This window comes from Streptomyces sp. NPDC031265 (assembly GCF_055570295.1).
Genome location: NZ_JBVIHM010000003.1, coordinates 171,624 through 196,246, shown reverse-complemented (window position 1 = coordinate 196,246; position 24,623 = coordinate 171,624). Strand labels below are relative to the sequence as shown.

Genomic DNA, 24,623 nt, shown 5'->3' with positions numbered 1-24,623 from the left:
TCGCCCGGACGGCTCAGGGCTGCGGGGTGGTCTCCTCGCGGATGACCACGGCGGCCGCCCGGAAGGCCGCGCTCGCTGCCGGGAGGCCGCAGTACACGGACGTCTGGAGCAGCACTTCCTTGATCTCGTCGGGGGTGAGCCCGGCCCGCAGTGCGGCGCGGGTGTGGGCCGCGACCTCGTCGAGGTGGCCGCCCGCCACCAGCGCGGCGAGCGCGACGACCGCCCGGGTGCGCCGGTCGAGCCCGTCGCGGGCCCACACCTCGCCCCAGGCGTAGCGGGTGGCGAGCTCCTGGAAGTCGCCGGTGAAGCCGTCGGCGTCGGCGGTCTCGGCGTCCACGCGCGCGTCCCCGAGGACCTCGCGCCGCAGCTTCATGCCCCGCTCGTACGGGTCGGGCCGCGCGGGGCCCTCGGGCGCCGGGGACGGTACGGGCTCGGCGGCCATGGGGACGGGGACGTGCAGGGTCTGCGGCGACTGCGGCGCGGCGGCGACCGGCGGCGCGGCCGGGACCGGGGCCGGGGCCGGGGCCGGGGCCGGGGCCGGGGCCGGGATCGCCGGGAGCGTCTCGTGCCAGGCCGTCGAGAAGTGGTGGACGAGCAGATCGGTGACGGCGGCGGGCTGCTCCACCGGCGCCAGGTGCGCGGCGCCGGGCACCACCGCGAGCCGGGCGTCGGGCACCCCGGCGACCAGGGTGCGCGCGTCGCCGGGCCCGGTCACCCGGTCCTCGGCGCCGGCCAGCACCAGCGTGGGGACGCCGATACGGGCGAGGTCGGCGCGGATGTCGAAGGCGGCCAGCGCCTCGCAGGCGGCGATGTAGCAGCCGGGGTCGGTGGTGCGGACCATCTGGACGGCCCACTCCACGATGGCGGGCTGGGCCGCCGCGTACGCGGGCGTGAACCAGCGCTCGGGCACGCCGCGGGCGATCGGGTCCATGCCGTTGCTGCGCACCACCACGCCCCGCTGGCGGAACTCGTCGGCGGTGCCGAACCGGGCCGAGGCGGCGATCAGCGCCAGCGAGGCGAGCCGCTGCGGATGGCGCAGGGCCAGGTCCGCGCCGACGGCCGCGCCGATCGCGCTGCCCGCGTAGCCGAAGCGCTGTACGCCCAGCTCGTCGAGGGTGGCGATCAGCCGGTCGGCGAGCTCGGCGACCGAGACCGCCGGGAGGGCCGGGGCACCGCCGTGGCCGGGCAGGTCGAAGCGGACGATCCGCCAGCTCCCGGCGAGTTCGGGTATCTGGCGGTCCCACATGTGCCAGGTGGTGCCGAGCGAGGGGCCGAGCACCAGTACCGGCGCGTCGTCGGGGCCGTCGATCCGGTACTGCAGGGTCGGGGCCTTCACCGGCTCGGCCGTCTGGGTCACAGGCGTCTCAGTCACGTCGCTCACTCGCTCCAGACTAGTGAGCGGACCGGCATGCTCCGGTCACGGGGTCGCGACAGGCCCCTTTCCGGTCGCGCCACCGCCCTACGGCGTCGCCGTGGAGACCACGAAGACGGCCGGGTTGTCCGGGTCGCTCTCGTCCACCGTGATGTCCTGCGTGGGCAGCGGGTCCTTCTGGGCGTGCCGGGTGCCCGCCCAGTCGTGGCCCGACGGGAACGACCAGCCGACCTTCTTCGCGTCGGACGCGCCGATCGCCACCGAACCCGGCCGTAGCGCCGCCGTACCGGTGCCGGAGTCCTTCAGGAACTCGGCGAGACCGGCCGCGGTGGTCCTGAACTGCACGTACAGCTTGCTGACCGCCCAGCTGTTGGTCTCGTAGTACTTGACGTCCGCGGCGGACGACGGGACCGGTACGTCGTAGATGCGGCGCTGGGTCTTGGACGGCCAGTCGTTCTGCAGCCCGGTCGCCGAGGCCTCGCTCTCCTTGTCGCGCCCGCTGTCGCGGCTCTGCCCGGCGGAGATGGCCAGATACCCGGCCGGGACCCCGATGAGCAGCACGATGATGACCGCGGTGAGCCAGCGGCGGCGGATCATGTGACGGCGGTCCTCCGGGGCCGGGGGCTGGTCCGGGGGCGGGGACTGGCGCGGCACGGCGGGCCGGTCTGCGGGGGTCATCACGGCGATCCCTGGGTGGTGCGGGTGGAGCCCGACTTGCGTACGGCCTCGGCGACCTGGGCGTACCGCTCGTAGCGCTCGACGCGGCGGCGGTTGGCGCGGCGGAAGCGGCGGGCGACGAGGCGGGCCAGATCGGCGGCGCCGACCATGCCGGCCTCGGGACCCAGCTGCGCCTTGGCGATGCGGGCCTCGGGACGGTAGCCGCGGCCGGTCAGATGGCGCCGGAACGCGTCCCTGGCCGGGCCGATCAGCAGGTCGTCGGCCGCGCTCACACCGCCGCCGACGACGAAGCAGGACGGGTCGAGGGCGGCCGCCAGGTTGGCGATGCCGACGCCGAGCCACTGGCCGATGTCCTGGAGGAGCTCGACGCACATGGCGTCGCCCTCGCGCGCGAGCTCGGTGATCAGCGGCCCGGTGATGTCCGGGATGTTGCCCTTGACCCGCTCCAGGATGTTGTACGCGACCGGGGAGTCGGCGACCGCGAGCTCGCGGGCCTCGCGGACCAGGGCGTTGCCCGAGCTGTACTGCTCCCAGCAGCCGCGGTTGCCGCACGGGCAGCGGTGGCCGCCGGGCACGACCTGCATATGGCCGAACTCGCCGGCCACGCCGAACTTGCCGCGCTTGACCCGGCCGTCCTCCAGGATGGCGCCGCCGATGCCGGTGCCGAGCGTGATCATGACGAGGTGGTCCTCGCCGCGGCCCGCGCCGAACCGCCACTCGGCCCAGGCGGCCGTGTTGGCGTCGTTGTCGACCATGACCGGGACGGCGAGCCGGGACTGCAGGGCGTCCCGCAGCGGCTCGTTGCGCCAGGCGAGGTGCGGGGCGAAGAGGATGGTGCTGCGGTCGGCGTCGACCCAGCCGGCCGCGCCGATGCCGACGGCGTGCACGTCGTGGCGGTCCGAGAGGTCCAGGACCAGCTCGGTGATGGTGTCCTCGACGACCTTGGGGCTCTTGGACTTGTCCGGCGTCTCGGCGCGGATCTTCTCCAGGATGTTGCCGTCGGCGTCGACGACGCCCGCCATCACCTTGGTGCCGCCGATGTCGATGCCGACGGTGGGGACACGGGGTGCGGTCAGGTGCGAGCGGCGCTCGCGGGTGCCGACGGTGCGCAGGACGGTGGCCCGGGCGGAGCCTCGGTAGGTGTTCATCGGGCCGCACCCCTTCGCGGAGGGAGAGGGGTGTCCTGGAGTGCTCGCACGACTGGTGTCGTCCCTGGAGGTCTCGGGGGGCCGGGGTGACCGGCGGCGGACGGCGCCCGCCGTGCCCGATTCTGCCACCCCGGCCGGGACCCGACCTCGTGTGCCCTTGCCGCCCCCGCGGCCCCGGCCGTTACTCGGCGGTGTCGGCGGCCCGGCCGCCGAGGTGCGGCTCCGGGGCCCGCCGGAGCTCGTGGCTGAGCTCCTCCAGCTCGCTGCCGCCCGCCATCTGGCGGGTGAGCTCGTCCAGGGTGATCTGGGTGCGCAGATGGCTGCCGGTCATCATGCCGCGCTTGAGCAGGACGAAGCGGTCGCCGACCAGATAGGCGTGGTGCGGGTTGTGCGTGATCAGGACCACGCCGAGGCCCGCGTCCCGGGCGGCCGCCACGTACTTGAGCACGACGCCGGACTGCTTGACGCCGAGCGCCGCCGTGGGCTCGTCCAGGACCAGGACCTTGGCGCCGAAGTAGACGGCACGCGCGATCGCCACGCACTGGCGCTCGCCGCCGGACAGGGTGCCGATGGGCTGGTCCACGTCGCGGAGATCGATGCCCATGCGCAGCAGCTCCGCGCGGGTGGTGCGGCGCATCAGATCGACGTCGAGGCGCTTGAAGGGGCCCGCGCCCCTGGTCGGCTCGGAGCCGAGGAAGAAGTTGCGCCACACCGGCATCAGCGGGACGACCGCGAGGTCCTGGTAGACGGTGGCGATGCCCCGGTCGAGCGCCTCGCGCGGGTTGCTGAGCGAGACGTCCTCGCCCTCGATGCGGAAGGCGCCCGAGTCGTGCCGGTGCAGCCCCGCGATGATCTTGATGAGGGTGGACTTGCCGGCGCCGTTGTCACCGAGCACACAGGTGATCTCGCCGCCGTGGACCTCCAGGGAGACGCCTTCGAGGGCGCGGATGTTGCCGTAGTACTTACTGACGTCGTCGAGCTCCACGAGGGCGCTCTCGGTGCTCTCGGCCAGGGTCGTGTCCGTCATGCCGTCGCCTCCGCCCGCTTGCGCACCCATGCGTTGAGCAGGGTGGCCAGAAGGAGCATCGCTCCCAGGAAGAACTTGAACCAGTCCGGGTTCCACTCGGCGTAGACGATGCCCTTGCTGGTCATGCCGAAGATGAACGCGCCGACCGCGGAGCCGATCGCGGAGCCGTAGCCGCCGGTGATCAGACAGCCGCCGATGACGGCCGCGATGATGTAGATCAGCTCGTTGCCGACGCCCTCGCCGGACTGGACCACGTCGAACGAGAAGAGCAGGTGCTGGCCGGAGATCCAGGCGGCGAAGCCCACGCCCATGTACAGGCCGATCTTGGTCTTGTAGACCGGCACGCCGACCGCGCGGGCCGCGTCGGCCTCGCCGCCGACCGCGAAGATCCAGTTGCCGAAGCGGGTGCGCAGCAGGATCCAGGTGGCGAGCGCGATCAGGCCGAACCACCACAGGATGGTGACCTTGAGGTCGACCGGGCCGATGGTCAGCTGGGAGGCGAACACCTTCTTCGCGGAGGCGAAGCCCTCCATGTCGGCGATGGACTTCGTGGAGACCGTGCCGCTGATCAGCTTGGTGAAGCCGAGGTTGAGCCCGGTCAGCATGAGGAAGGTGCCGAGCGTGATGATGAAGCTGGGCAGTTTGGTACGGGTCAGCATGAAGCCGTTGAAGGCGCCGAGCGCGAGCGTGGTCAGCAGCGAGACGCCGACGCCCACCCAGACGTTCGCCGTCATCTGGTAGCTGAACATCGACGAGACGAGCGCCGACGTCGTCACCAGCACACCGGCCGACAGGTCGAACTCGCCGCCGATCATCAGCAGCGCCACCGGCACCGCCATGATGCCGATGGTCGACGCCGCGTACAGGACCGTCGAGAGGCTGGAGGCCCGCAGGAAGCTGTCCGCGACGACGGAGAAGAAGACGAAGACGGCGATGGCGCCGACGACCGAGCCGAGCTCCGGGCGGCCGAGCAGCTTGCGCAGCACCGAACGGTGGATCAGCCGCTCGTCCTTCGCGGACGCCGGCGCTGGTGCGGTGGCGGTCATCGGGTCCCCCGCTTCGTGTATTCCTCCAGCTCGGCGGCCGCGTCCTTCGTGATGATCTGGGGTCCGGTCAGCACCGGCAGCCCACCGCCGAGCACATCGCCGTTGTACTTGTAGAGCCAGAGCAGGTCCACGGCCTCGTACCCCTGGAGGTAGGGCTGCTGGTCGACGGCGAAGCCGAGGGTGCCGTCCTTGAGTTCGGCGGCGACCTTGGCGTTCAGGTCGAAGGTGTCGACCTCGGCGGAGCTGCCCGCGGAGTCCTTGGCCTTGACGGCGGTGTCCGCGAACGGCGCGCCGAGGGTGACCACGGCGTCGATGGACTTGTCCGCCTGGAGCTTCGCCTCGATGGAGGACTGGACGTCGGGCATGTTGGTGCCCGTGACGTAGAGGTTCTGCAGGTCGCCCTTGAAGGCCTTCTTGGTGCCCGCGCAGCGCTGCTCGTGGCCGACGTTGCCCTGCTCGTGCAGGACGCAGAGCGCCTTCTTCCTGCCGCGCTTGTTGAGCTCCTCGCCGACGGCCTCGCCCGCGATGGTCTCGTCCTGCCCGATGTGGGTGAGCGCGCCGAAGTCCTTGGACTTCTCGGAGCCGGAGTTCACCGTGATCACCGGGATGCCGGCCTTGGTGGCCTTGGCGACGACGTCCTTCATCGCGTCCGGCTTCGCGAGGGTGACGACGATGCCGTCGACCTTCTGGTCGATGGCCGCCTGCACGAACTGCGCCTGCTGCTGGCCCTGGTCGCTGTGCGAGTACAGGAAGTCGATGTTGTCCTTGACGGCGGCCTGCTTGGCGCCGCTCTGGACGATGTCCCAGAAGGTGTCGCCGTCGCCAGAGTGGGTGATCATGGCGATCTTCCAGCGGGGGGTGTTCACCGCCGCCCTGCCCTGCGCCGAGGCGGCCTTGCGCGCGTCCTCGGCGCGCTTGCCCCCGGTACTGCTGCATCCCACCAGGGAAGCTCCGAGCACCGCCGCCAGCACCGCGCCGATCGCGCGTACCCCTGTCCGAACCCTTGCCACGACGCCGTGCTCCTCTTGCTGTACTCCCAGGTGCGTCCGGGACTGGTGCGGACCTGCCCCGGCCGCCCAAGTATGGGTCACGTGAGGTCGGCGGCGGATCATCGGGTACCGCGAGCGGTGTACTGCTCCAGCGCCGGCACGTCCTTCTCGGTGACGATCGCGGGGCCGGTGAGGACCGGCCTGCCGCCGCCGACGACATTGCCGTTGGTCTTTCGGAGCCACAGCTCGTCGACCGCCAGATACCCCTGGAGATAGGGCTGCTGATCGACCGCGAAGCCGATCTCCTTGCCCTTGAACTGCTTGATCACGGCCGCGTTGAGATCGAAGGTGTCGACCTCGGCGGAGCTCTTCGCGTCGGCCTTGGCCTTGACCGCCGCGGCCGCCATCGGCGCGCCGAGCGTGACCACCGCGTCGATGTCCTTGCCGGCCTGGAGTTTCGCCTCGATGGAGGACGTGGCGGCGGGCGTGTTGGTCCCGTCGACGTTCAGGTTCTCGACCGAGCCCTTGAAGGTCTTCTTCACCCCGGCGCAGCGCTCTTCCAGCGATACGTTGCCCTGCTCGTGGATCACGCAGACGGCCTTCTTCTTGCCGCCCGCGTTCAGCTGCTCGCCGACCGCCTCGCCGGCGACGCCCTCGTCCTGTCCGATGTGGCCGATCGCGCCGAGCTGTCTGGAGTACTGGGCGCCGGAGTTGATGGTGACGACCGGGATGCCCGCCGCGACGGCCTTCTTGACGACGTCCTGGACCGCCTCGGGCTTGGCCAGGGTGACCACGATCCCGTCGACCTTCTGGTCGATGGCCGCCTGGACCAGCTGCGACTGCTGCTGGCCCTCCTTGTTGGCCGAATAGAGGAAGTTGACGTTGTCCTTGGCGGCGGCCTGTTTCGCGCCGCTCTGGACAATGTCCCAGAAGGTGTCGCCCTCGCCCGAATGGGTGATCATCGCGATCTTCATCCGGGGTGTGGAGACGCCCTTGCCGCCCGAGGCGCCGTCGTCGGCCTTGTCCTGCGAGCTCTTGCCGCCCGAGCTGCTGCATCCGGCGACCGCGAGTGCGAGCGCGGCGACGACCGCTGTCGCCGTGGCTGCCGTGCGGGGTATGCGCATGGGGTCCGCCTTCCGTCCCGGCCGCGCTGCGCGGCAGGTGAGTTTCCGCTCCGGTGGGATGGCTTGCTTTTCCGGCTGGGGGTCCGGGGGGTATCCCCCGGGAGATAGCAGTAGCGGCGGGCGTGCGCACCCGTCAATACTTTGTCCGAACATTCTTACGCGGTGTACGAGCGGGGTGTACGAGCGCGGTGCACGAGCCGCACGCTCACGGCCGTACGAGCAACTGGAACTCGAAGGCGTACCGCGACGCCCGGTAGATGTGCGTGCCGAACTCCACGGCCCGCCCGGTGTCGTCGAACGTGGTGCGCTGCATGGTCAGCAGCGGCGCGCCCTCGGCCTCGGCGAGGAGCTCGGCCTCGGCGGCGGTGGCGGCCCGCGCCCCCACCGACTGCCGGGCGCTGTGCAGCGTGATCCCCGCGCCGCGCATCAGCCGGTACAGGCCGGTGGCCTCCAGATGCGCGGTGTCGAGCGCGAGCAGCCCGGGCGGCAGGTAGTTGCGCAGCTCGGCCATCGGCTCGCCGTGGGCGTACCGCAGCCGCTCCACCAGATGGACGTCGCCGCCCTCGGGCACGCCGAGCGCCGCCGCCACTTCCGCGGTGGCCGGTTCCACGGTGTTGCGCAGCACCTTGGTGGCGGGTTTCTGCCCGGCCGCCTCCAAGTCGTCGTAGAGACTGCTCAGCTCCAGCGGGCGCTTGACCTGGCTGTGCACCACCTGGGTGCCGACGCCCCTGCGGCGCACCAGGAGGCCCTTGTCGACCAGGGCCTGGATGGCCTGGCGGACGGTGGGGCGGGACAGGCCGAGGCGGCCCGCGAGGTCGATCTCGTTGCCGAGGAGGCTGCCGGGCGTGAGGGTGCCCCGCTCGATGGCTGCCTCCAGCTGCTGGGACAGCTGGAAGTAGAGCGGGACCGGGCTGGTGCGGTCCACGCTGAGCTGGAGCGGCACGGCGGGATCCGGCACGGTTCTGGGCTGCTTGGACACGGGGTGAGCGTAGTGCTCGGGCCATGTTGACGGGAAGTCGTGAAGTCTGATTGTCAGGACAAACTCTTGACAGGAGGTCCGGGCACCGTCACCTTTTGGCCATGCGTATCGGACTCATCGGAACGGGACGTATCGGCTCTTTCCACGCGGAAGTGCTGGCCCGCCATCCCTCGGTCACCGAACTCGTCGTCGCCGACGCCGACCCCGCGCGGGCCGCCCGGGCAGCCGCGCGGACCGGGGCCACGGCCGCCACGGTCGACGAGCTCTTCGCGGCCGGCCCGGACGCGGTGGTGATCGCCTCGGCGACCGCCGCGCACGCCGGCCTGATCGCCCGCTCGGCCCGCAGCGGGCTCCCCGTCTTCTGCGAGAAGCCGATCGCCCTCGACCTGGCCGGAACGCTGGCGGCCATCGACGAGGTCGAGAGCGCGGGAACGGTCCTCCAGATCGGGTTCATGCGGCGCTTCGACGCCGGGTACGCGGCGGCCCGCGAGCGCGTACACGGCGGCGGGCTCGGGCGGCTGCACACCGTACGGGCGATCACCTCGGACCCGGCGCCGCCGCCCGCCGCGTATCTGCCGCTCTCCGGCGGCCTCTACCGGGACTGTCTGGTCCATGACTTCGACAGTCTGCGGTGGGTGACCGGCCGTGAGGTCACCGAGGTCTACGCGACCGGCTCGGACGCCGGGCCCGCGATGTTCCGCGAGGCCGGGGACGTCGCCACGGCCGCGGCCCTGCTCACCCTCGACGACGGCACCCTCGCCACGGCGACGGCGACCCGGTGCAACGGCGCCGGGTACGACGTACGGATGGAACTGGCCGGGGACCGCGACCAGCTGGCCGTGGGGCTCGGCGAGCGCACGCCGATGACCTCGGCCGAGCCGGGGGCACCCGCGCCCGCCGCGAAGCCCTGGCCCGGCTTCCTGGAGCGGTTCGGCCCCGCCTACCGGGCCGAGCTCGACGCCTTCGTACGGGTCGTTCGGGGCGAGCTGGCGAACCCCTGCGACGGCCGGGAGGCGCTGCACGCGCTGCGCGTCGCGGAGGCGTGCGAGCGCTCGCGGCACGAGCGCCGCCCGGTCGCCGTCGCGGAGTTCACCGGCTGACGCGGTACGAGCCGGCGTTCACCAGCTGACCGGCAGGCACTCCGGGCCGCGCACCAGCAGCCCCGAACGCCAGGTCAGCGCCGCGGGATGGATGTCGAGCGCCAGGTTGGGGCACCGCTCCAGGAGCGAGCGGATGGCGATCCGCGCCTCCAGACGGGCCAGCGGCGCGCCCAGGCAGTAGTGGATGCCGTGACCGAAGGCCACATGGCCGCGGGCGTCGCGCCGGATGTCGAAGCGGGACGGCTCGGCGTACTTGGCCGGGTCGCGGTTGGCGTCGGACATGGCGACCAGCACGAGCCGGCCGCCGCCGGGGATCACCGTGCCGCCGATGTCGACCGGCTCGGTGGTGAAGCGGTACGTCGGGGTCTCCACCGGGCCGTCGTACCGCAGCACCTCCTCGATCGCCCCGTCGATCAGTCCGTCGAAGTCGGCGCGCAGCGCGGCCAGTTGCTCGGGGTGGCTGAGCAGCGCGAGGACGCCGTTGGAGATCAGGTTGACGGTCGTCTCGTGGCCCGCGACCAGGAGCAGCCAGGCCATGCCGAGCAGTTCGGGGCCGGAGAGCCGGTCGCCGTCCTCGTCGGCCGTGCTGATCAGCGCGCTCATCAGGTCGTCGCCGGGCTGCTCGCGCTTGTTCTCCAGGAGCGCGGTCAGATACTCCTTCATGGCCCCGGCCGCGGCCATCCGGTCCGCGAGGGCGGGCGCGGAGACCGCGGTGTTGGACCACTGGCGGAAGCTGTCCTGGTCGAAGTCCGGCACCCCGAGCAGATCCCCGATGACGGTGATCGGCAGCGGGAAGGAGAGCGCCTCGACGAGGTCCGCCCTGCGGTCCGGCCGCTTCAGCATGGCGTCAAGCAGCGCGTCGGTCGTCTCCTGGACGCGCGGGGCCAGGAGATCGACCCTGCGCGGGGTGAACTCCCTGGTCACCAGCTTGCGCAGCCGGGTGTGGGAGGGGGCGTCGGAGCTGAGCATGGTGGTGCTGGCGGCGATGTGCTTCACCCCGAGGTCGGGGGCGGCGTTGCGCCACTCCTTGGAGAGGCGCGGGTCGGCGAGCGCGGCGCGGCCCGCCTCGTAGCCGACGACGAGCCAGGCGTCGGCGCCCTCGGGCATCCGGACGCGGTGCACGGGGCCACGCTCGCGCAGCCCGGCGTAGACGGGGTAGGGGTCGCGGGTGAAGCCGTCACCGAGAGCGGCGAGGTCGACGACGGCGTCCTCTATGGCATCGCTGGTCAACGCGGTTCCTTTCAGGGCGTCGTGACGGAGCGGCTCACCCTAACTCCCCAGTAGCTTCGGGGGCTTCTACCCTGGTCGCAGCGAGGGGAGGCTCGGTGCTGAAGCGTTGGTGGTTCATGGGGGCGCTCCGTCCGGGCATGCCCGCAGAGCGGACGTGGGAACCGTCGAAGGAGGAGCAGCAGCGGGTCCTCGACGAGTGGGAGACTGCCCGCGAGCGCCTGGAGCGGCTGGTGTCGGCCCGGGTCACGGCCGTCGGTGACGTGCTGCGCGCGGCCGAACTCCCGGTCGCGCGGGGCGACGCGGACGCGCCGCGGCCCGGCGGGGACGCTCAGGACGAGCGCGACTACGCGTGGGTCCTCGACGCCTTCCAGGCCGCGGGCAAGCTCCTGGACGAGGCGGCCGACCTGCCGGACCTGGCCGCCGCCGCGGTCCTGGCCGAGCGCGCCCTGGTCCGGTTCGCCGCGCTGCACGCCCGCCGCGCGGGGCAGCAGGCGCCGAGGCCGCCCGAGCGCTGCTACTACAACCCGCTGCACGCGGCGGCCGGGAGCAACGGGCCGCCCGCGCGCAAGCAGCACCGGCAACGGGCCCGGCGCCGGACCGGACCGCGCGAGGCGGCGGCCGACCGCCGTCCCGCCTGCCCGTCCTGCCGCAAGGCGATCCTGGCGGGCCAGCAGCCGGACGTACTGCCCGCGCTCGTCCCGGTGAAGGTGTCCCGGCTGCGCACCGCGCGGATGCTGGTGCCGTACTACTCGGTGCCGCAGCAGTGGTCGCTGTGGTCGGTCTCCGCGTGCGGCGCGTACGGGGACGAGTGGCCGGGCCTGGTGCTGCGCGGCGAGCACCGCCGCAGGGCGGCGGCCGCCCGCAAGGCGTGAGGACCGCTCACCAGCGCACCGGCAGATGGCGCACTCCCCGGATGAGCATCCCCGGCAGCCACTCCAACGGGCCCTGGTGCGGGGCGAGTTCGAGGCCGGGGGCGCGCTCCAGGAGCGTACGGACCGCGATGCGGCCCTCCATCCGCGCGAGCGGGGCGCCCAGGCAGTAGTGGATGCCGTGCCCGAAGCCGAGGTGGCTCTGCGGGGCGCGGCGGATGTCGAAGCGGTCCGGGTCGGGGTAGCGGGCGGGGTCGCGTCCGGCGGAGGCGAGGGCGACGAGGACGGGCGCACCGGCCGGGATGACCGTGCCGCCGTACTCGACGCTCTCGCGCGTGAACCGGTACGTGGCCGTCTCCACCGGGCCGTCGTAGCGCAGCATCTCCTCGATCGCCCCGTCGATGAGACCGTCGAAGTCGGCGCGCAGCGCGGCCAGTTGCTCCGGGTGCGCGAGCAGCGCCCGTACCCCGTTGGATATGAGGTTGACGGTGGTCTCGTGGCCCGCGACGAGCAGCAGGAAGGCCATGCCGATGAGCTCGTCCGGGGAGAGCTTGTCGCCGTCCTCAAGGGGGGCGCCTCCCGTGCCTGTAGGGCTGTGGGGGCGTGTGCGGATGAGCGCGCTCATCAGGTCGTCGGCGGGGGCGGTGGCGCGCTTGTCCTCGATGAGCTCCACCAGATAGGCGCTCATCTCCAGTGCGGAGGTGTTCGTCCCGTCGTTCTGGGTGGGAGCGACGGACTCGTTGGAGAGTCTGCGGAAGGTCTCCCGGTCCAGGTCCGGCACGCCGAGGAGTTCGCAGATGACCGTCATCGGCAGCGGGAAGGCGAACGAGTCGACCAGGTCGGCCGTGCGGCCGGGGGCGGCCAGCATGGTGTCGAGCAGCCCGTCGGTGATCTCCTGCACGCGCGGGCGCAGCGCCTCGATCCGGCGCGGCGTGAACTCGCGCGCCACCAGCTTGCGCAGCCGGGTGTGCTGCGGCGCGTCCGAGTCCAGCATGTTGGCGCTGACCGCGGTGAACTCGTAGTCCCCCGCGGCGATCGCCCGCCAGTCCTTGGAGAAGCGGGTGTCGGCGAGCGCGGCCCGCGCCTCGTCGTGTCCGACGATCAGCCAGACCTCGTCCGACTCATGGGTGCGAACGCGGTGCACCGGCCCTTCCGCGCGCAGCTTCGCGTAGTACGGATACGGGTTGGCCGTGAAGTCCTCGTGTTCGCGCAGATCGACGAGCGGCATGGCGCTGTTCCCCCTCCGGTGGTCCGGTTCAGCGTACGTCGCCGTCCTCGTCGAGAAGTCCGGCGTCGTGGACGAGCAGCGCGATCTGGACACGGTTGTTGAGGCCCAGTTTGGCCAGCACGCGCGAGACATGGGTCTTCACGGTCGGCGCGCTGAGGAAGAGGGCGGCGGAGATCTCCGCGTTCGACTGGCCGCGGCCGACGGCGACGGCCACCTCCCGCTCCCGCTCGGCGAGTTGGCCGATCTTCGTCCGGGCCCGGGCGGCCCGGTTGCCGGATCCCTCCGGTACGCCCGCGACCTGGTGCATCAGCACCGGCGACGACATTGGCCACCAAGCCGGTGCTCGGTTCGGGGCGGATCACCGGTTGGAGCACCGAGCCGGCCACGGCGGCGGCGCCGACGACCGCGACGGCGGGCTTGAGCGGCCGGTGCACGCCCGGCAGCTCGGGGGCGACGACGGCGGACGGCAGCAGCCAGCGGTATTCGGGACCAGCGCGTGTCATGCCACCCAAGCTACGCAGGCCACGGGCGGCCCGGCGGGTTCCGGCCGGGGTGCGCTACCAAAGTCGCAGGGCCCGGGACTTTCGCCGCGGCGGGCGAGCCCGAAGGCCGACGCGGGGGCCCGTGCGCGGGGGCCAGGCTCGGCGTATGAAGAAAGTCCTGGAAGTCGCCGGGTTCGTGCTCCTGGTCCAGGGGGTCGGCGGACTCGTCCACGAGTGGACCGGCTGGTTCAGCCCCTGGAGCGTGCTCCACCGGCCGGACTTCCTGGCCGGACACGAGATCTTCGCGAGCGTGGTGGCGGCGGTCCTGGGCGCGGCCCTGCTGATCGCCTCGGACCGCGCGCCGCGGTAGGCGTACACGCTGTATCGCGGGGCGCTCCGGTGCTGTCGGGCCGGAGCGCCCCGCGCGGGGGCGGGTGCCGTCAGCCGCCCAGCTCCTGGTGGCGGGCGCCCAGCCGCGCCGCGCCGTCGCTCGTCAGCGAGCCGAACAGACGCAGGCGGGAGATGCCGCCGTCGGGGAAGATGTCGATGCGCACATGCGTGGCGACCGCGGGGGCGTCCAGCACGAACCGGTGGTTGGTGTCGGGCTGCAGACGGGTGCGGGGCAGGACCTCGCGCCACTCGCCCGACTCGCCGTCGCGCACCGAGAGCGCCGCCCAGCCCGCCGAGTTGCCCTTGAGGTAGGCCGTGTCGATCTCGACCGCGCGGATCTCGGACTGCGCCGCCAGCTGGTAGCGGATCCAGTCGTTGCCCTTGTCTCGGCGGCGGCGGGTCTCCCAGCCGTCGTCCATCTTGCGGGAGCGGCCCGGCTGGATGGTGTTGGTGGCGGGCGAGTAGAAGCGGTCGGAGGCGTCCTCGACCTGCCCGCCGTTCTCCAGCGCCGCGAGGTCGAAGGTGCCGAGGACGGCGAGCCACTCCGGGTCCGGGGCGACCTCGCCGTACACGCGCAGCCGGGCGATGCCGCCGTCGGGGTGCTGGTTGACGCGCAGGTGCGTGAAGCGCTGCTCGACGTCGACGGCGAACCCGTTGGCCGCGTGCCCGCCGACCGCCGTACGGGGTACCAGGGTCACCCACTTCACGTCGTCGGCGAGCAGGTCCTCGGGCGATGGGGAGCCCGCCACCGAGGTGGCCTCGACGGAGACGGCCTGCGGGTAGTTGCCGCGGAAGTGGGCGGTGTCGACGACGATGCCGCGCACCACGCCGGGGGCACCGAGGCGTACCAGGGCCCAGTCGTGGTCGTCGTCGGCGGGGTGCGGCTGAGCTGCCGAGACACCACGGCGACGGCGGGTCTCCCAGCCGTCCATGATCTTGCCCTTGTGGCCGAAGTGCTCGGGGTCGAACTCGGCGGCGTCGGGCTTGAGGAGGTTCTCGCGCTCGGCGAAGAACTCGTCGTTGGCGGCGGTGACGCCCGCGCCCAGGCGCCGGTCGGCGAGGTCCGCGTACCGCGTGAACGGGAAGTCGGCGGTGCGGTAGTCCGCGTACGGGTCGCCGCCGCCGTAGGGGCTGGCGTCACCGGTGAAAGTGGGGATCTCGCTCACGGTTTCAGTTGTTCCTTTCGAGCAGGCGGCCGGTGGGCTCGGTGAGGGTGCCGTTCTCCTGGATGCGCTCACCGTGCAGCCAGGTCGACTTGACGACACCGTGCAGGGTCTTGCCCGCGTACGCGGTGACGCGGTTGCGGTGCTGGAGTTCCGCGGGGTCGACGGTGAAGGCCGCGTCGGGGGCCAGCACGGCGAAGTCGGCGTCGCGGCCGGCCTCGATGGCGCCCTTGCGCTCCAGGCCGACCAGGCCCGCGGTGGCGGAGGACATCCAGCGCACCACGTCCTCCAGGGTGTGGCCGCGCCTGCGCGCCTCCGTCCAGACGGCCGAGAGGCTCAGCTGGAGGCCGGAGATCCCGCCCCAGGCGGTCGAGAAGTCCTCCGTCTTGAGGTCGGCGGTGGACGGCGAGTGGTCGGTGACGACGCAGTCGATGGTGCCGTCGGCGAGCGCCGCCCACAGCAGGTCCTGGTTGGCGGCCTCGCGGATCGGCGGGCAGCACTTGAACTCGCTCGCGCCGTCCGGTACTTCCTCGGCGGTGAGGGTGAGGTAGTGCGGGCAGGTCTCGACGGTGAGCCGGACGCCCTCGCGCTTGGCGGCGGCGATCACCGGCAGCGCGTCGGACGACGACAGGTGCAGGATGTGCACCCGGGCGCCGACCCGCTTGGCGGCGGCGATCAGGGACTCGATGGCGGTGTTCTCGCAGACACGTGGGCGGCTGGCCAGGAAGTCGGCGTACTTGGGGCCGGGCGTCTGCGGCGCGGCCGCCAGCTCGTGCGGGTCCTCGGCGTGCACGATCAGCAGCCCGTCGAAGCCCGCGATCTCGGCGAGCGACTGGGCCAGCTGGTCCTGGCCGAGTTCGGGGAACTCGGCGACGCCGGAGGGCGAGAGGAACGCCTTGAAGCCGAAGACGCCGGCGTCGTGGAGCGGCCGCAGGTCCTTGACGTTGTCCGGCAGCGCGCCGCCCCAGAAGCCGACGTCCACGTGCGCCTTGGAGCGGGCGACGTCCTGCTTGACGCGGAGGTTGGCCACCGTGGTGGTCGGCGGCAGGGAGTTGAGCGGCATGTCGACGAGGGTGGTGATGCCGCCCGCGGCAGCGGCCCGGGTGGCGGTCCAGAAGCCCTCCCACTCGGTGCGGCCCGGGTCGTTCACGTGTACGTGGCAGTCGACGAGGCCCGGCAGCAGCACGTCGTCGCCGAAGTCCTCCAGGCGCGCCCCGGCGGGCACCTCGGCGTCGTACGGCAGCACGGCGTCGATCACGCCGCCCGCGACGGCGACGGAGGCCGGGCAGGTGCCGTCGGGGGTGATGACGCGCGACGAGCGCAGTACCAGGTTGACGTCGGACACCCGAGCCCCTCACTTCCGCGGCAGAAAAAATTCAACGAACTGTTGAAGGAGTCTTCACGCCGATCAGGGAGCCGTCAAGGGCGTTCCGGGTCCGGGTGACGGCCGACGGCGTGGGTCTGGAGGTTTCCACAGAATGGAATTAGACTTCCGCTTCCCAGAATGTAGCTATCACCACGGGGTGCCCCGCCGGAACGGACAAACCCACTCTGACCGGCAAGGACGCCCTACGTACGCACTGTACGGCGAAGAACACACAGGTAGGCTGCTGCCTCGCCTGCCAGCTGAAAGGACCGCGCCCGTGCCGACGTCCAGCGCCAGCACCACCGACGCCTCCAAGCCATCCGCCGCAAGCGGTGGCGTCCAGTCCCTTGAGCGCGCCTTCGACCTTCTGGAGCGGATGGCCGACGCCGGGGGCGAGGTCGGTCTCAGCGAGCTCTCCGCCAGCAGCGGCCTCCCCCTGCCGACCATCCACCGCCTGATGCGCACCCTGGTGGCCTGCGGCTACGTACGCCAGCAGGCCAACCGGCGGTACGCGCTCGGCCCTCGCCTGATCCGCCTCGGCGAGTCCGCGTCGCGGCTGCTCGGCACCTGGGCGCGGCCGTATCTGGCCCGTCTGGTCGAGGAGACCGGCGAGACGGCGAACATGGCGCTGCTCGACGGGGACGAGATCGTGTACGTGGCGCAGGTGCCCTCGAAGCACTCGATGCGGATGTTCACCGAGGTGGGCCGACGGGTGCTGCCGCACTCCACGGGCGTGGGCAAGGCGCTCCTCGCGCACACCCCGCCGGAGGAGGTCCGGGCGCTGCTCGCCCGTACCGGTATGCCCGCCGCGACGGAGAAGACCATCACCACCCCGGACGGCTTCCTCGACGCGCTGGAGCAGGTGCGGCACGCGGGGTACGCGATCGACGACAACGAGCAGGAAATAGGAGTCCGCTGTCTCGCGGTGTCGGTGCCGAACTCCCCCACGGCCGCCGCCATCTCCATCTCGGGCCCGGCGGGCCGCGTGACGGAGGCGGCCACGGATCGGATCGTCCCCATCCTCCAGGGGATCGCGGAGGAGCTGTCCGCTGCGCTGGCCAACACGGGACAGGGCTGAGCGCTTCGGGTGCGGGCCGGTGGGGGCTGGTCGCGCAGTTCCCCGCGCCCCCGGGTAACACGGGGCGCCGCGCCCCCTGGGGCCTGTCGTCACATTCCCGTCGTCGCCCGAGGGCGGTCCGCGGCGTCTGGTGCGTGCTCCGGGGGTCCCCCCTGCTCGAAGAGCTCGGGGGAGCGCGCCAGGCGTCACGCGACAGGCGGGAATTCGACGACACGCCCTAGCCCCGCGGTGGCTCGCCGAATAAGTCGACCGCCTCCCGGACCCCCTTCACAGCCACAGAAAGCGCACTCACCGACCCTATCGACCCCGCGATCAACAGCAGCGAGCGGCGCAGCCGCAAGACCTCCGGTGCGCCGGACACCGCCATCGCGTCCAGCGCCGCAAGCTCGTCCTCCGCGACGGCCCGGTCCGGAAACTCCCCCGGATACCCCGCCAGCTCCCGCCGCAGCCGCGCCACGGCAACCCGCAGCCCCGCCACCCTGGGATCCGCACTGCCGGTCACGGGCCTCTGCTCCACGCGTCGCAACAAAATTCCTTCCCCACGCACATCTTCGTGCCGGCGCTCACAGCCCGTCAACGAAGGTCAACCGACGGGAGTTGCGGGCCAGTTAACGCCATCGCGCCCGGCGCGCGCCACCGTGTGGACGGAATTCGGGGGGAGCATTCGGTATACGTGGTGCCATGACACAACCGACGAAAGATGAACCGCAGGTCGTGGGCCTGCTGCTGGCCGCGGGCGGCGGACGCCGCCTCGGCGGCAGGCCCAAGGCCCTGTTGATGCACCAGGGCCGCCCGCTGGTGGAGCACGCGGTACGGGTGCTGCGCGAGGGCGGCTGCACCACCGTGCACGTGGTGCTCGGCGCCGCCGCGGAGGAGGTGCGGGCCCGCGCCCGCCTCGACGGCTGCGTGCTGGTCGACAACCCGGAGTGGGCGGAGGGCATGGGCTCCTCCCTGCGCACGGGCCTCGCCTCACTGGCCGGCACGGGGGCCGGGGCCGCCCTGGTGAGCCTGGTGGACCAGCCCGGCATCGGCGCGGTGGCGATCGGCCGCGTCAGGGCCGCGTACCGCTCACCGGCCTCGCTCGCGGCAGCCGCGTACGAGGGAAGGCGCGGCCATCCCGTCCTCTTCGGCGCCGACCGGTGGCAGCGGGTGGCGACGAGCGCGTGGGGCGACCGCGGGGCGCGCGCCTATCTCGCGGCGCACGAGCCGGAGATCACGCTCGTCGAGTGCGGGGACGTGGCCGAGCCGTACGACATCGACACGGAGGCGGATCTCGGGCACCTGGCCTGATCCTCCGGTACACCTGGAGTGAACGCGATGGCACCGAGCGCCACGGTCTGTCGACCCGGAGAATCTCGATATCAACAAACCATTGAACTTCCACTATGAGGAAACTAGTATCCACTGTTCAGAAGCGCCCGATTGATTGAGACGGCGCCCCCAGTCGCATTCCGGGGCCTGGCACTCAGTGCCATTTCTGCCTCCCGGCGGCCGGTCAGGGCACCGCCCGCGAAGGAGTGACAGCACATGTCCGCACCAGCGCCGTCCCCGCTGGCCATCGTCGACGCCGAGCCCCTGCCCCGGCAGGACGAGGTGCTCACCGACGCGGCCCTCGCCTTCGTGGCCGAGCTGCACCGGCTGTTCACGCCCCGCCGTGACGAGCTTCTGCTCCGCCGCCGGGAACGCCGCGAGGAGATCGCCCGCACCTGCACGCTCGACTTCCGCCCCGAGACGGCCGCCGTGCGCGAGGGCGACTGGAAGGTCGCCCCGGCCCCGGCCGCGCTGAACGACCGCCGGGTCGAGATCACCGGTCCGACCGACCGCAAGATGACCATCAACGCGCTGAACTCGGGCGCGAGGGTGTGGCTCGCCGACTTCGAGGACGCCTCCGCCCCCACCTGGGAGAACGTCGTCCTGGGCCAGCTCAATCTGATCGACGCGTACGAGCGCAGGATCGACTTCACCGACCCGAAGTCGGGCAAGTCGTACGCGCTGAAGGACGCCGACCAGCTGGCCACCGTCGTGATGCGCCCGCGCGGCTGGCACCTGGAGGAGCGCCACCTGCGCATCGACGGCCGCCCGGTCCCCGGCGCCCTGGTCGACTTCGGCCTCTACTTCTTCCACAACGCCAAGCGCCTCATCGAGCTCGGCAAGGGCCCGTACTTCTACCTCCCCAAGACCGAGTCGTACCTGGAGGCCCGCCTCTGGAACGACGTCTTCGTCTTCGCCCAGGACTACGTCGGCATCCCGCAGGGCACGGTCCGCGCGACCGTCCTGATCGAGACGATCACGGCCGCGTACGAGATGGAGGAGATCCTCTACGAGCTGCGCGACCACGCCGCCGGGCTCAACGCGGGCCGCTGGGACTACCTCTTCTCCATCGTCAAGAACTTCCGTGACGGCGGCGCCGAGTTCGTCCTGCCGGACCGCAACGCGGTGACCATGACGGCCCCGTTCATGCGCGCGTACACCGAACTGCTCGTCCGCACCTGCCACAAGCGCGGCGCGCACGCCATCGGCGGCATGGCGGCCTTCATCCCCTCCCGCAAGGACGCCGAGGTCAACAAGGTCGCGTTCGAGAAGGTCAAGGCCGACAAGGACCGCGAGGCGGGCGACGGCTTCGACGGCTCCTGGGTCGCCCACCCGGATCTGGTCCCGATCGCCATGGCCTCCTTCGACGCGGTCCTCGGCGACAAGCCGAACCAGAAGGACCGGCTGCGCGAGGACGTCTCGGTGGCGCCGGGCGACCTGATCGCCATCGACTCCCTCGCTGCCAAGCCCACCTACGACGGTCTGCGCAACGCCGTCCAGGTCGGCACCCGCTACATCGAGGCCTGGCTGCGCGGCCTCGGCGCCGTCGCCATCTTCAACCTCATGGAGGACGCGGCCACCGCCGAGATCTCCCGCTCGCAGATCTGGCAGTGGATCAACGCGGGTGTGGTGTTCGAGAACGGCGAGCTCGCCACCGCCGACCTCGCCCGCAAGGTCGCGGCCGAGGAACTGGCCGCCATCCGCGCCGAGATCGGCGAGGAGGCCTTCGCGGCAGGCCGCTGGCAGCAGGCCCACGACCTGCTCCTGAAGGTCTCCCTCGACGCGGACTACGCGGACTTCCTGACGCTGCCCGCGTACGAGCAGCTGGTCGGCTGACTCGACGTCACTCCGCGCGGGGGCGGGGCGAATCCCTCGCCCCCGGCCCCGCGCCGGGTCCGCCCTGCCAGAATGAGCGGATGTTACGTGGAGGCAGGGTCGCCGTAGTCGGCGGCAGTATCGCCGGGTGTGCCGCGGCGCTGGCCGCACACCGGGGCGGCGCGGCGGAAGTCACCGTGTTCGAACGGGCCTCGGGCCGTCTCGCGGACCGGGGCGTGGGACTCGCCATGCACAACGACCGGTACGCGGAGCTGGAGGCGGCCGGTTACATGGAAGCCGCGATGCCGTGGCTCCAGCTGAGCCGGCGGTGCTGGTACGTGAAGGACGGCTCGGCGCCGCTGGGCCGGCGGATCGGGGTGCTGCCGTTCCCCTTCCGTACGTACAACTGGGGCCCGCTGTGGCACGAACTGCGCGACCGGGTGCCCGAGTCGGCCGACTTCCGGTCCGGGACGGCCGTCACCGCGGTGGAGGTCACCCCGGACGGCGTGGAGCTGGCGACCGGGTCCGGCGGCGGCAGTGAGTGGTTCGACGTGGTGGTCGGCGCCGACGGCTACCGCTCGGCGGTGCGCACGGCCGCGTGCCCCGAGGTGCGCCCGAAGTACGCGGGCTATCTGGCCTGGCGGGGCGCCTTCGCGGCCGAGCGGCTGCCGGCCCCGGAGCTGTGGCCGGACGAGGACTGTGTGTACGCCGTGTTCCCCGGCGGGCACGTCATCATCTACCGCATCCCCGACGGCCGGGGCGGGCTGCGGGTCAACTGGGTGCTGTACACCGCCCCTCCGCCGGACCTCGATCTGCGCTTCGACAATCCGACCAGCCTGCCGCCCGGCACCCTCGCCGCGACCCTGCACGCCGGGCTCGCCCATATCGCGAACACTCGACTCGCGCCCTACTGGGGCCAGTTGGTGCGCACGACCACCGCCGAGGAGCTCCTCGTCCAGCCGATGTACGACTTCACCGCGCCGCACTACGCCACCGGCCGGCTGGTCCTCGCGGGCGACGCGGCGACGGTGGCCCGCCCGCACACCGGCGGCGGCGCGGTCAAGGCGCTCCAGGACGCCACCGCCCTGGAGACGTGCCTCACCACCGCACCGGACTGGCGGGCGGCGCTGAGCGCGTACGACACGGGCCGCGCGGCGACCGGCCGGTCCATGGTCGAGCTGGGCCGACAGCTCGGCCTCGGCCTCGTGGAGCGGACGCCGGACTGGAGCGCGATGGACCAGAGCGGCCTGGAGAAGTGGTGGCAACAGGCCGACGGCTCGGGCGCGTTCGGCGGGCGCCGGCTCAACTCGTAGACGCCGGGCCGCGATGACGACCGTGCGCTGAGCCGAGAAGTCGCCCCACTTCCCGTCGGGCAGCTGGGCGCGGAGTTTGACGCTGTAGCGGGTGCCCGGCTTCTCGGCCGAGACGGTGAGGCTGTACGACGCCCGGCCCGGGGGCGGCGCCGCGCCGAACACGATCGTGGTGGTGAGGCGTCCGTCGAGGAAGAGCTGGTACGAGGTGACCGGGCCGCCCGTGGCCGGCGGGTGCCAGGACAGCTCGACGGTCGGCACCCCCGCCGCCTTCCCGTAGCGCGCACCCAGCCCGGTGGGCGCCGTACTGGCGGGCGCGCCCGGCGCCGAAGCCGTGGTGAGGTCCACGGCGGCGCTGTCCGGCGACGAGTTGTCGGCGGCGTCGCGCGCCCGCACGGTGAAGGTGTAGACGGTCCCGGGCCGCAGTCCGGTGACCCGGGCTCCGGTCGCGCGGCCGCAGACGCTGTGGATCCGCACGTCCTCCTGGTAGATGTCGTACGAGGTGACGCCCACGTCGTCGGTGGCCCGCAGCCAGCTCAGCGTCACCGCGCGGCTCCCGTCGGCCCGGCCCCGCAGCCCGCCCGGCGCGGTGGGCGGGCCGTGGTCGGCGGGACCGGGCGCGGGCGTGGTGACGGCCACGGGGGCGCTGGGGGCGGAGAGGTTCCCGGCGGCGTCGCGGGCGCGCACGGTGAAGCTGTAGGCGGTCGCCGGGGCGAGGCCGGCCACGTCGATCATGTGCTTCTCGCCCGGCACCGCCTTGATCCGGGTGCCCCGCAGGAGGACCTCGTACCCGGTGACACCCCTGTCGTCGGCCGACGCCTCCCACATGACGTGCACGGAGGCGGCACTGCTCGCCTGCGCGGTCACCCCGCCCGGCACCGTCGGCGCCCGTCCGTCCCGCTCGTCGGCGGTGGCCGAGCAGGCGGCGAGGAAGAGGGCGGCGCAGACCAACACGGCGTATCCGCTGGGGCGTCGCACAGCCGGGCCCTCCCTCCTACGAGATGGTCCAGACCTATATCGCACAGGTGGCGGCGCTCGGCAAGAGGGCGGACGACTCCGGTCGCGCCGTCCCCGTAGAGGAAGTTGCGCCGGATGCGATGAGTTCCGGCCGCCGGGCCGGTCTGCACTGTCATGGATACCCAGACACAGACCCCCCGGCCCGACCTCGGCCCCGCCGCCCGCGCCGTGGCCGGCCTGCTCGACGGCGTACGGGACGAGCAGCTCGGGGCGCCGACGCCCTGCCCGAAGTACTCCGTACGCGAGCTCCTCGGCCACATCGCCGGGCTCACCGCCGCCTTCGACTCGGCCGCCCGCAAGGAGTTCGGACCCTCGACCGCCACCGACCCCGGGTCCGTCACGCCCGTGCTGCCCGATGGCTGGCGCACCGGGCTGCCCGGGCGGCTGGCGGCGCTGGCCGAGGCGTGGCGCGCGCCGGACGCCTGGGACGGGGACACCCAGGCGGGCGGCGTCACCTTCCCCGCCGCGATCGCCGGCGTCGTCGCGCTCAACGAACTCGTCGTCCACGGATGGGACCTGGCCCGGGCCACCGGCCAGCCGTACGACCCGGGCGCCGCGAGCCTGGAGGTGACCCAGGGCTTCTTCGAGGCGAGCCGGGACGACACGCTGCGCGCCCCCGCGTTCGGGCCGGTCGTCGAGGTGCCGGAGGAGGCCCCGCTGCTCGACCGGGTGGTCGGGCTCAGCGGGCGGGATCCGGGCTGGGCCGCCTGAGCCCGGCGGCCACGGCCGCAGCCGTCGCGAGAAGCAGCAACCCGGCTGCCCAGAAAGCCCGTTGGGCGCCGTCGGCCGGGTCCGCCGCGGCCAGGAAGACGCTGACGAGCCGGCGGGACGGCCGGGCACCGTTGGCCCGAGCTCGCCGACGCCACCGGCTGGTCGCCCGCGACCGTGGCACGGCGGCTGGCCGAACTCCGGGCGAACCGGGCCCTGTTCTTCGACGTGGAGATCGACGGCACGCTGTTCGGCGCCACCACACAGGCGCTGCTGTGGATGTCGGTGACCCCGGCGCACCTCGACGAGGTGGCCCGGGAGCTCGCCCGCCACGACGAGCTCGCCTTCGTCGCCGCGACCACCGGGCCGAGCAACCTGGTCGCCCAGGCCCTCTGCCCCGACCCGGCGGCGCTGCACCACTACCTCACCCACCGGCTCGGCGCGTTCGAGGCGATCCGCACCCTGGAGACCGCCCCGGTGCTGCGCACGGTGAAGGCCGCGGGCCCGCTCGTGCCCGCGGCCTCGCGGCCGGGACACCTCAACCGGCCTCCTGCGCCTCCTTCGTAGGGATCTTGAGCTGGTTGAAGCCGTAGTACACCGCGAGCACCCCGTGCGCGGCGAGCGTCAGCGGCGCCGAGACGAACGCGAGCAGCACGGTCGCCGGATAGGCGAGCGAGCCGAGCGCGAAGCGGGCGCGGGTGGCGCGGGCGGCCGCGGAGTCGACGCGGTCGTCGAAGAGATGGCCGCTCCGGGTCACATGCCACCACAGCGCCTGGAAGTTGAGGGCCACGACGACCATGAGCCCGCTGTAGACGGCGGCGGCCACGTGTGACGCGTTGTCCTCCCTGAGGTATTCGGCCATCAGCCCTGCCGGCCAGGGGATCGCCGCGACGGTCATGAGCAGCAGCAGATTGAGGAACATCAGCGTGCGGTCGACACGTACCACGTAGCTGAAGAGCGTGTGGTGGTTGACCCACATGATGCCGATGACCAGGAAGCTCACCACATAGGCGGCGTACGAGGGCCACTGGTGGCCCAGATCGCTCCAGAGGTGGTCGCCCGCGTGCGGGGGCACCTTGATTTCCAGGATCAGGAGGGTGATCGCGATGGCGAAAACGCCGTCGCTGAACGCCTCGACCCGGCTCGATTCATTCACCGGGTGAACTGAACCCGACGCGGCCGGATTCTTCAAC

At 72.4% G+C, this 24,623-nt stretch carries 23 protein-coding genes and 2 pseudogenes; 9 read left to right on the top strand and 16 right to left on the bottom strand.

Going from position 1 to position 24,623, the window contains the following annotated elements; all coding sequences use genetic code 11:
* Positions 1-13: 13 nt before the first annotated feature.
* The 8 genes from pcaDC to ACZ499_RS07385 all read right to left on the bottom strand — a co-directional run bounded on the left by pcaDC (position 14) and on the right by ACZ499_RS07385 (position 8,309).
* Positions 14-1,381 (bottom strand): bifunctional 3-oxoadipate enol-lactonase/4-carboxymuconolactone decarboxylase PcaDC, encoded by a 1,368-nt coding sequence (pcaDC, locus tag ACZ499_RS07420; protein WP_468673149.1) that lies wholly within the window; start codon positions 1,379-1,381, stop codon positions 14-16.
* Positions 1,382-1,459: 78 nt separating this feature from the next.
* Positions 1,460-2,050 carry a hypothetical protein gene (locus tag ACZ499_RS07415; protein ID WP_468673148.1) on the bottom strand — a complete coding sequence of 197 codons (591 nt, stop codon included), beginning with the start codon at positions 2,048-2,050 and terminating at the stop codon, positions 1,460-1,462.
* Complete coding sequence (locus ACZ499_RS07410) at positions 2,050-3,198, bottom strand: ROK family glucokinase (RefSeq protein WP_468673147.1); 1,149 nt, start codon at positions 3,196-3,198, stop codon at positions 2,050-2,052. Before ACZ499_RS07410 ends, ACZ499_RS07415 begins: the two co-directional genes overlap by 1 nt.
* Before the next feature lie 181 nt (positions 3,199-3,379).
* Entirely contained in the window at positions 3,380-4,225 is an 846-nt protein-coding gene (locus ACZ499_RS07405; protein WP_468673146.1) for an ATP-binding cassette domain-containing protein, read from the bottom strand.
* The gene (locus tag ACZ499_RS07400) at positions 4,222-5,271 is read right to left on the bottom strand and encodes an ABC transporter permease (RefSeq protein WP_468673145.1); all 1,050 of its coding nucleotides are present in this window, start codon (positions 5,269-5,271) and stop codon (positions 4,222-4,224) included. The genes ACZ499_RS07405 and ACZ499_RS07400 overlap by 4 nt, the downstream gene beginning before the upstream one ends.
* Positions 5,268-6,281, bottom strand: a complete 1,014-nt coding sequence (locus ACZ499_RS07395) for a sugar ABC transporter substrate-binding protein (RefSeq protein ID WP_468673144.1) — start codon at positions 6,279-6,281, stop codon at positions 5,268-5,270. The genes ACZ499_RS07400 and ACZ499_RS07395 overlap by 4 nt, the downstream gene beginning before the upstream one ends.
* Before the next feature lie 98 nt (positions 6,282-6,379).
* Positions 6,380-7,384 carry a sugar ABC transporter substrate-binding protein gene (locus ACZ499_RS07390; protein ID WP_468673143.1) on the bottom strand — a complete coding sequence of 335 codons (1,005 nt, stop codon included), beginning with the start codon at positions 7,382-7,384 and terminating at the stop codon, positions 6,380-6,382.
* Between the two features lie 205 nt (positions 7,385-7,589).
* Positions 7,590-8,309 (bottom strand): GntR family transcriptional regulator, encoded by a 720-nt coding sequence (locus ACZ499_RS07385; RefSeq protein WP_385546952.1) that lies wholly within the window; start codon positions 8,307-8,309, stop codon positions 7,590-7,592.
* A gap of 155 nt (positions 8,310-8,464) precedes the next feature.
* Here ACZ499_RS07385 and ACZ499_RS07380 point away from each other — a divergent pair, with 155 nt between their 5' ends.
* On the top strand, positions 8,465-9,463 hold the full coding sequence (locus ACZ499_RS07380; protein ID WP_468673142.1) for a Gfo/Idh/MocA family protein: 999 nt from the start codon (positions 8,465-8,467) through the stop codon (positions 9,461-9,463).
* An 18-nt stretch (positions 9,464-9,481) separates the two neighbouring features.
* Here the strand turns inward: ACZ499_RS07380 and ACZ499_RS07375 are convergent, their stop codons facing one another.
* Positions 9,482-10,693: a cytochrome P450 family protein gene (locus tag ACZ499_RS07375; protein WP_468673141.1), complete on the bottom strand. Its 1,212-nt coding sequence runs from the start codon at positions 10,691-10,693 to the stop codon at positions 9,482-9,484.
* 95 nt (positions 10,694-10,788) lie between these two features.
* Here ACZ499_RS07375 and ACZ499_RS07370 point away from each other — a divergent pair, with 95 nt between their 5' ends.
* Entirely contained in the window at positions 10,789-11,565 is a 777-nt protein-coding gene (locus tag ACZ499_RS07370) for a hypothetical protein (RefSeq protein ID WP_468673140.1), read from the top strand.
* Positions 11,566-11,572: 7 nt separating this feature from the next.
* Here ACZ499_RS07370 and ACZ499_RS07365 read toward each other — a convergent pair whose 3' ends face one another.
* Positions 11,573-12,790 carry a cytochrome P450 family protein gene (locus ACZ499_RS07365; protein WP_468673139.1) on the bottom strand — a complete coding sequence of 406 codons (1,218 nt, stop codon included), beginning with the start codon at positions 12,788-12,790 and terminating at the stop codon, positions 11,573-11,575.
* 28 nt (positions 12,791-12,818) lie between these two features.
* A pseudogene (locus tag ACZ499_RS07360) lies at positions 12,819-13,136 on the bottom strand (response regulator transcription factor); the annotation flags it as partial.
* A gap of 302 nt (positions 13,137-13,438) precedes the next feature.
* Between ACZ499_RS07360 and ACZ499_RS07355 the strand changes: the two are divergent.
* Positions 13,439-13,642, top strand: a complete 204-nt coding sequence (locus ACZ499_RS07355) for a hypothetical protein (RefSeq protein WP_468673138.1) — start codon at positions 13,439-13,441, stop codon at positions 13,640-13,642.
* Positions 13,643-13,712: 70 nt separating this feature from the next.
* Here the strand turns inward: ACZ499_RS07355 and alc are convergent, their stop codons facing one another.
* Both alc and allB read right to left on the bottom strand, forming a co-directional pair.
* Positions 13,713-14,828: an allantoicase gene (gene alc, locus ACZ499_RS07350; protein ID WP_468407520.1), complete on the bottom strand. Its 1,116-nt coding sequence runs from the start codon at positions 14,826-14,828 to the stop codon at positions 13,713-13,715.
* A 4-nt stretch (positions 14,829-14,832) separates the two neighbouring features.
* Complete coding sequence (gene allB / locus ACZ499_RS07345; RefSeq protein ID WP_468673137.1) at positions 14,833-16,170, bottom strand: allantoinase AllB; 1,338 nt, start codon at positions 16,168-16,170, stop codon at positions 14,833-14,835.
* Positions 16,171-16,468: 298 nt separating this feature from the next.
* On the opposite strand from allB, the gene ACZ499_RS07340 reads away from it, so the two are divergent.
* Positions 16,469-17,269, top strand: coding sequence for an IclR family transcriptional regulator (locus ACZ499_RS07340; protein ID WP_468673136.1), 801 nt, complete (start codon positions 16,469-16,471; stop codon positions 17,267-17,269).
* 217 nt (positions 17,270-17,486) lie between these two features.
* On the opposite strand, the gene ACZ499_RS07335 is transcribed toward ACZ499_RS07340, so the two are convergent.
* On the bottom strand, positions 17,487-17,798 hold the full coding sequence (locus ACZ499_RS07335) for a DUF5955 family protein (protein ID WP_468673135.1): 312 nt from the start codon (positions 17,796-17,798) through the stop codon (positions 17,487-17,489).
* Positions 17,799-17,950: 152 nt separating this feature from the next.
* Between ACZ499_RS07335 and ACZ499_RS07330 the strand changes: the two genes are divergently transcribed.
* The 3 genes from ACZ499_RS07330 to ACZ499_RS07320 all read left to right on the top strand — a co-directional run bounded on the left by ACZ499_RS07330 (position 17,951) and on the right by ACZ499_RS07320 (position 21,708).
* The gene (locus tag ACZ499_RS07330; RefSeq protein WP_468673134.1) at positions 17,951-18,559 is read left to right on the top strand and encodes a nucleotidyltransferase family protein; all 609 of its coding nucleotides are present in this window, start codon (positions 17,951-17,953) and stop codon (positions 18,557-18,559) included.
* A 237-nt stretch (positions 18,560-18,796) separates the two neighbouring features.
* A complete protein-coding gene (aceB, locus tag ACZ499_RS07325; RefSeq protein ID WP_468673133.1) occupies positions 18,797-20,416 on the top strand; it encodes a malate synthase A in 1,620 nt (539 codons plus the stop codon).
* Between the two features lie 80 nt (positions 20,417-20,496).
* Positions 20,497-21,708, top strand: a complete 1,212-nt coding sequence (locus tag ACZ499_RS07320; RefSeq protein ID WP_468673132.1) for an FAD-dependent monooxygenase — start codon at positions 20,497-20,499, stop codon at positions 21,706-21,708.
* A gap of 12 nt (positions 21,709-21,720) precedes the next feature.
* On the opposite strand, the pseudogene ACZ499_RS07315 reads toward ACZ499_RS07320, so the two are convergent.
* Positions 21,721-22,683, bottom strand: a pseudogene (locus tag ACZ499_RS07315) (fibronectin type III domain-containing protein); the annotation flags it as partial.
* A 153-nt stretch (positions 22,684-22,836) separates the two neighbouring features.
* Between ACZ499_RS07315 and ACZ499_RS07310 the strand changes: the two are divergent.
* Together ACZ499_RS07310 and ACZ499_RS07305 are read left to right on the top strand one after the other, a co-directional pair.
* Positions 22,837-23,433: a TIGR03086 family metal-binding protein gene (locus tag ACZ499_RS07310; protein WP_468673131.1), complete on the top strand. Its 597-nt coding sequence runs from the start codon at positions 22,837-22,839 to the stop codon at positions 23,431-23,433.
* 174 nt (positions 23,434-23,607) lie between these two features.
* Complete coding sequence (locus ACZ499_RS07305) at positions 23,608-23,997, top strand: Lrp/AsnC family transcriptional regulator (protein ID WP_468673130.1); 390 nt, start codon at positions 23,608-23,610, stop codon at positions 23,995-23,997.
* Here ACZ499_RS07305 and ACZ499_RS07300 read toward each other — a convergent pair.
* Positions 23,969-24,586 (bottom strand): TMEM175 family protein, encoded by a 618-nt coding sequence (locus ACZ499_RS07300; protein ID WP_468673129.1) that lies wholly within the window; start codon positions 24,584-24,586, stop codon positions 23,969-23,971. The two genes, ACZ499_RS07305 and ACZ499_RS07300, sit on opposite strands and share 29 nt — an antisense overlap.
* Positions 24,587-24,623: the final 37 nt, after the last annotated feature.

Excerpts from the sequence above, each read along its gene's own strand:
- ACZ499_RS07310 (WP_468673131.1), top strand. The coding sequence starts at position 22,837 with ATGGATACCCAGACACAGACCCCCCGGCCCGACCTCGGCCCCGCCGCC.
- ACZ499_RS07405 (WP_468673146.1), bottom strand. The coding sequence starts at position 4,225 with ATGACGGACACGACCCTGGCCGAGAGCACCGAGAGCGCCCTCGTGGAG.
- aceB (WP_468673133.1), top strand. The coding sequence starts at position 18,797 with ATGTCCGCACCAGCGCCGTCCCCGCTGGCCATCGTCGACGCCGAGCCC.
- ACZ499_RS07355 (WP_468673138.1), top strand. The coding sequence starts at position 13,439 with ATGAAGAAAGTCCTGGAAGTCGCCGGGTTCGTGCTCCTGGTCCAGGGG.
- ACZ499_RS07400 (WP_468673145.1), bottom strand. The coding sequence starts at position 5,271 with ATGACCGCCACCGCACCAGCGCCGGCGTCCGCGAAGGACGAGCGGCTG.
- ACZ499_RS07415 (WP_468673148.1), bottom strand. The coding sequence starts at position 2,050 with ATGACCCCCGCAGACCGGCCCGCCGTGCCGCGCCAGTCCCCGCCCCCG.
- ACZ499_RS07410 (WP_468673147.1), bottom strand. The coding sequence starts at position 3,198 with ATGAACACCTACCGAGGCTCCGCCCGGGCCACCGTCCTGCGCACCGTC.
- ACZ499_RS07380 (WP_468673142.1), top strand. The coding sequence starts at position 8,465 with ATGCGTATCGGACTCATCGGAACGGGACGTATCGGCTCTTTCCACGCG.
- ACZ499_RS07365 (WP_468673139.1), bottom strand. The coding sequence starts at position 12,790 with ATGCCGCTCGTCGATCTGCGCGAACACGAGGACTTCACGGCCAACCCG.
- ACZ499_RS07330 (WP_468673134.1), top strand. The coding sequence starts at position 17,951 with ATGACACAACCGACGAAAGATGAACCGCAGGTCGTGGGCCTGCTGCTG.
- ACZ499_RS07390 (WP_468673143.1), bottom strand. The coding sequence starts at position 7,384 with ATGCGCATACCCCGCACGGCAGCCACGGCGACAGCGGTCGTCGCCGCG.
- ACZ499_RS07320 (WP_468673132.1), top strand. The coding sequence starts at position 20,497 with ATGTTACGTGGAGGCAGGGTCGCCGTAGTCGGCGGCAGTATCGCCGGG.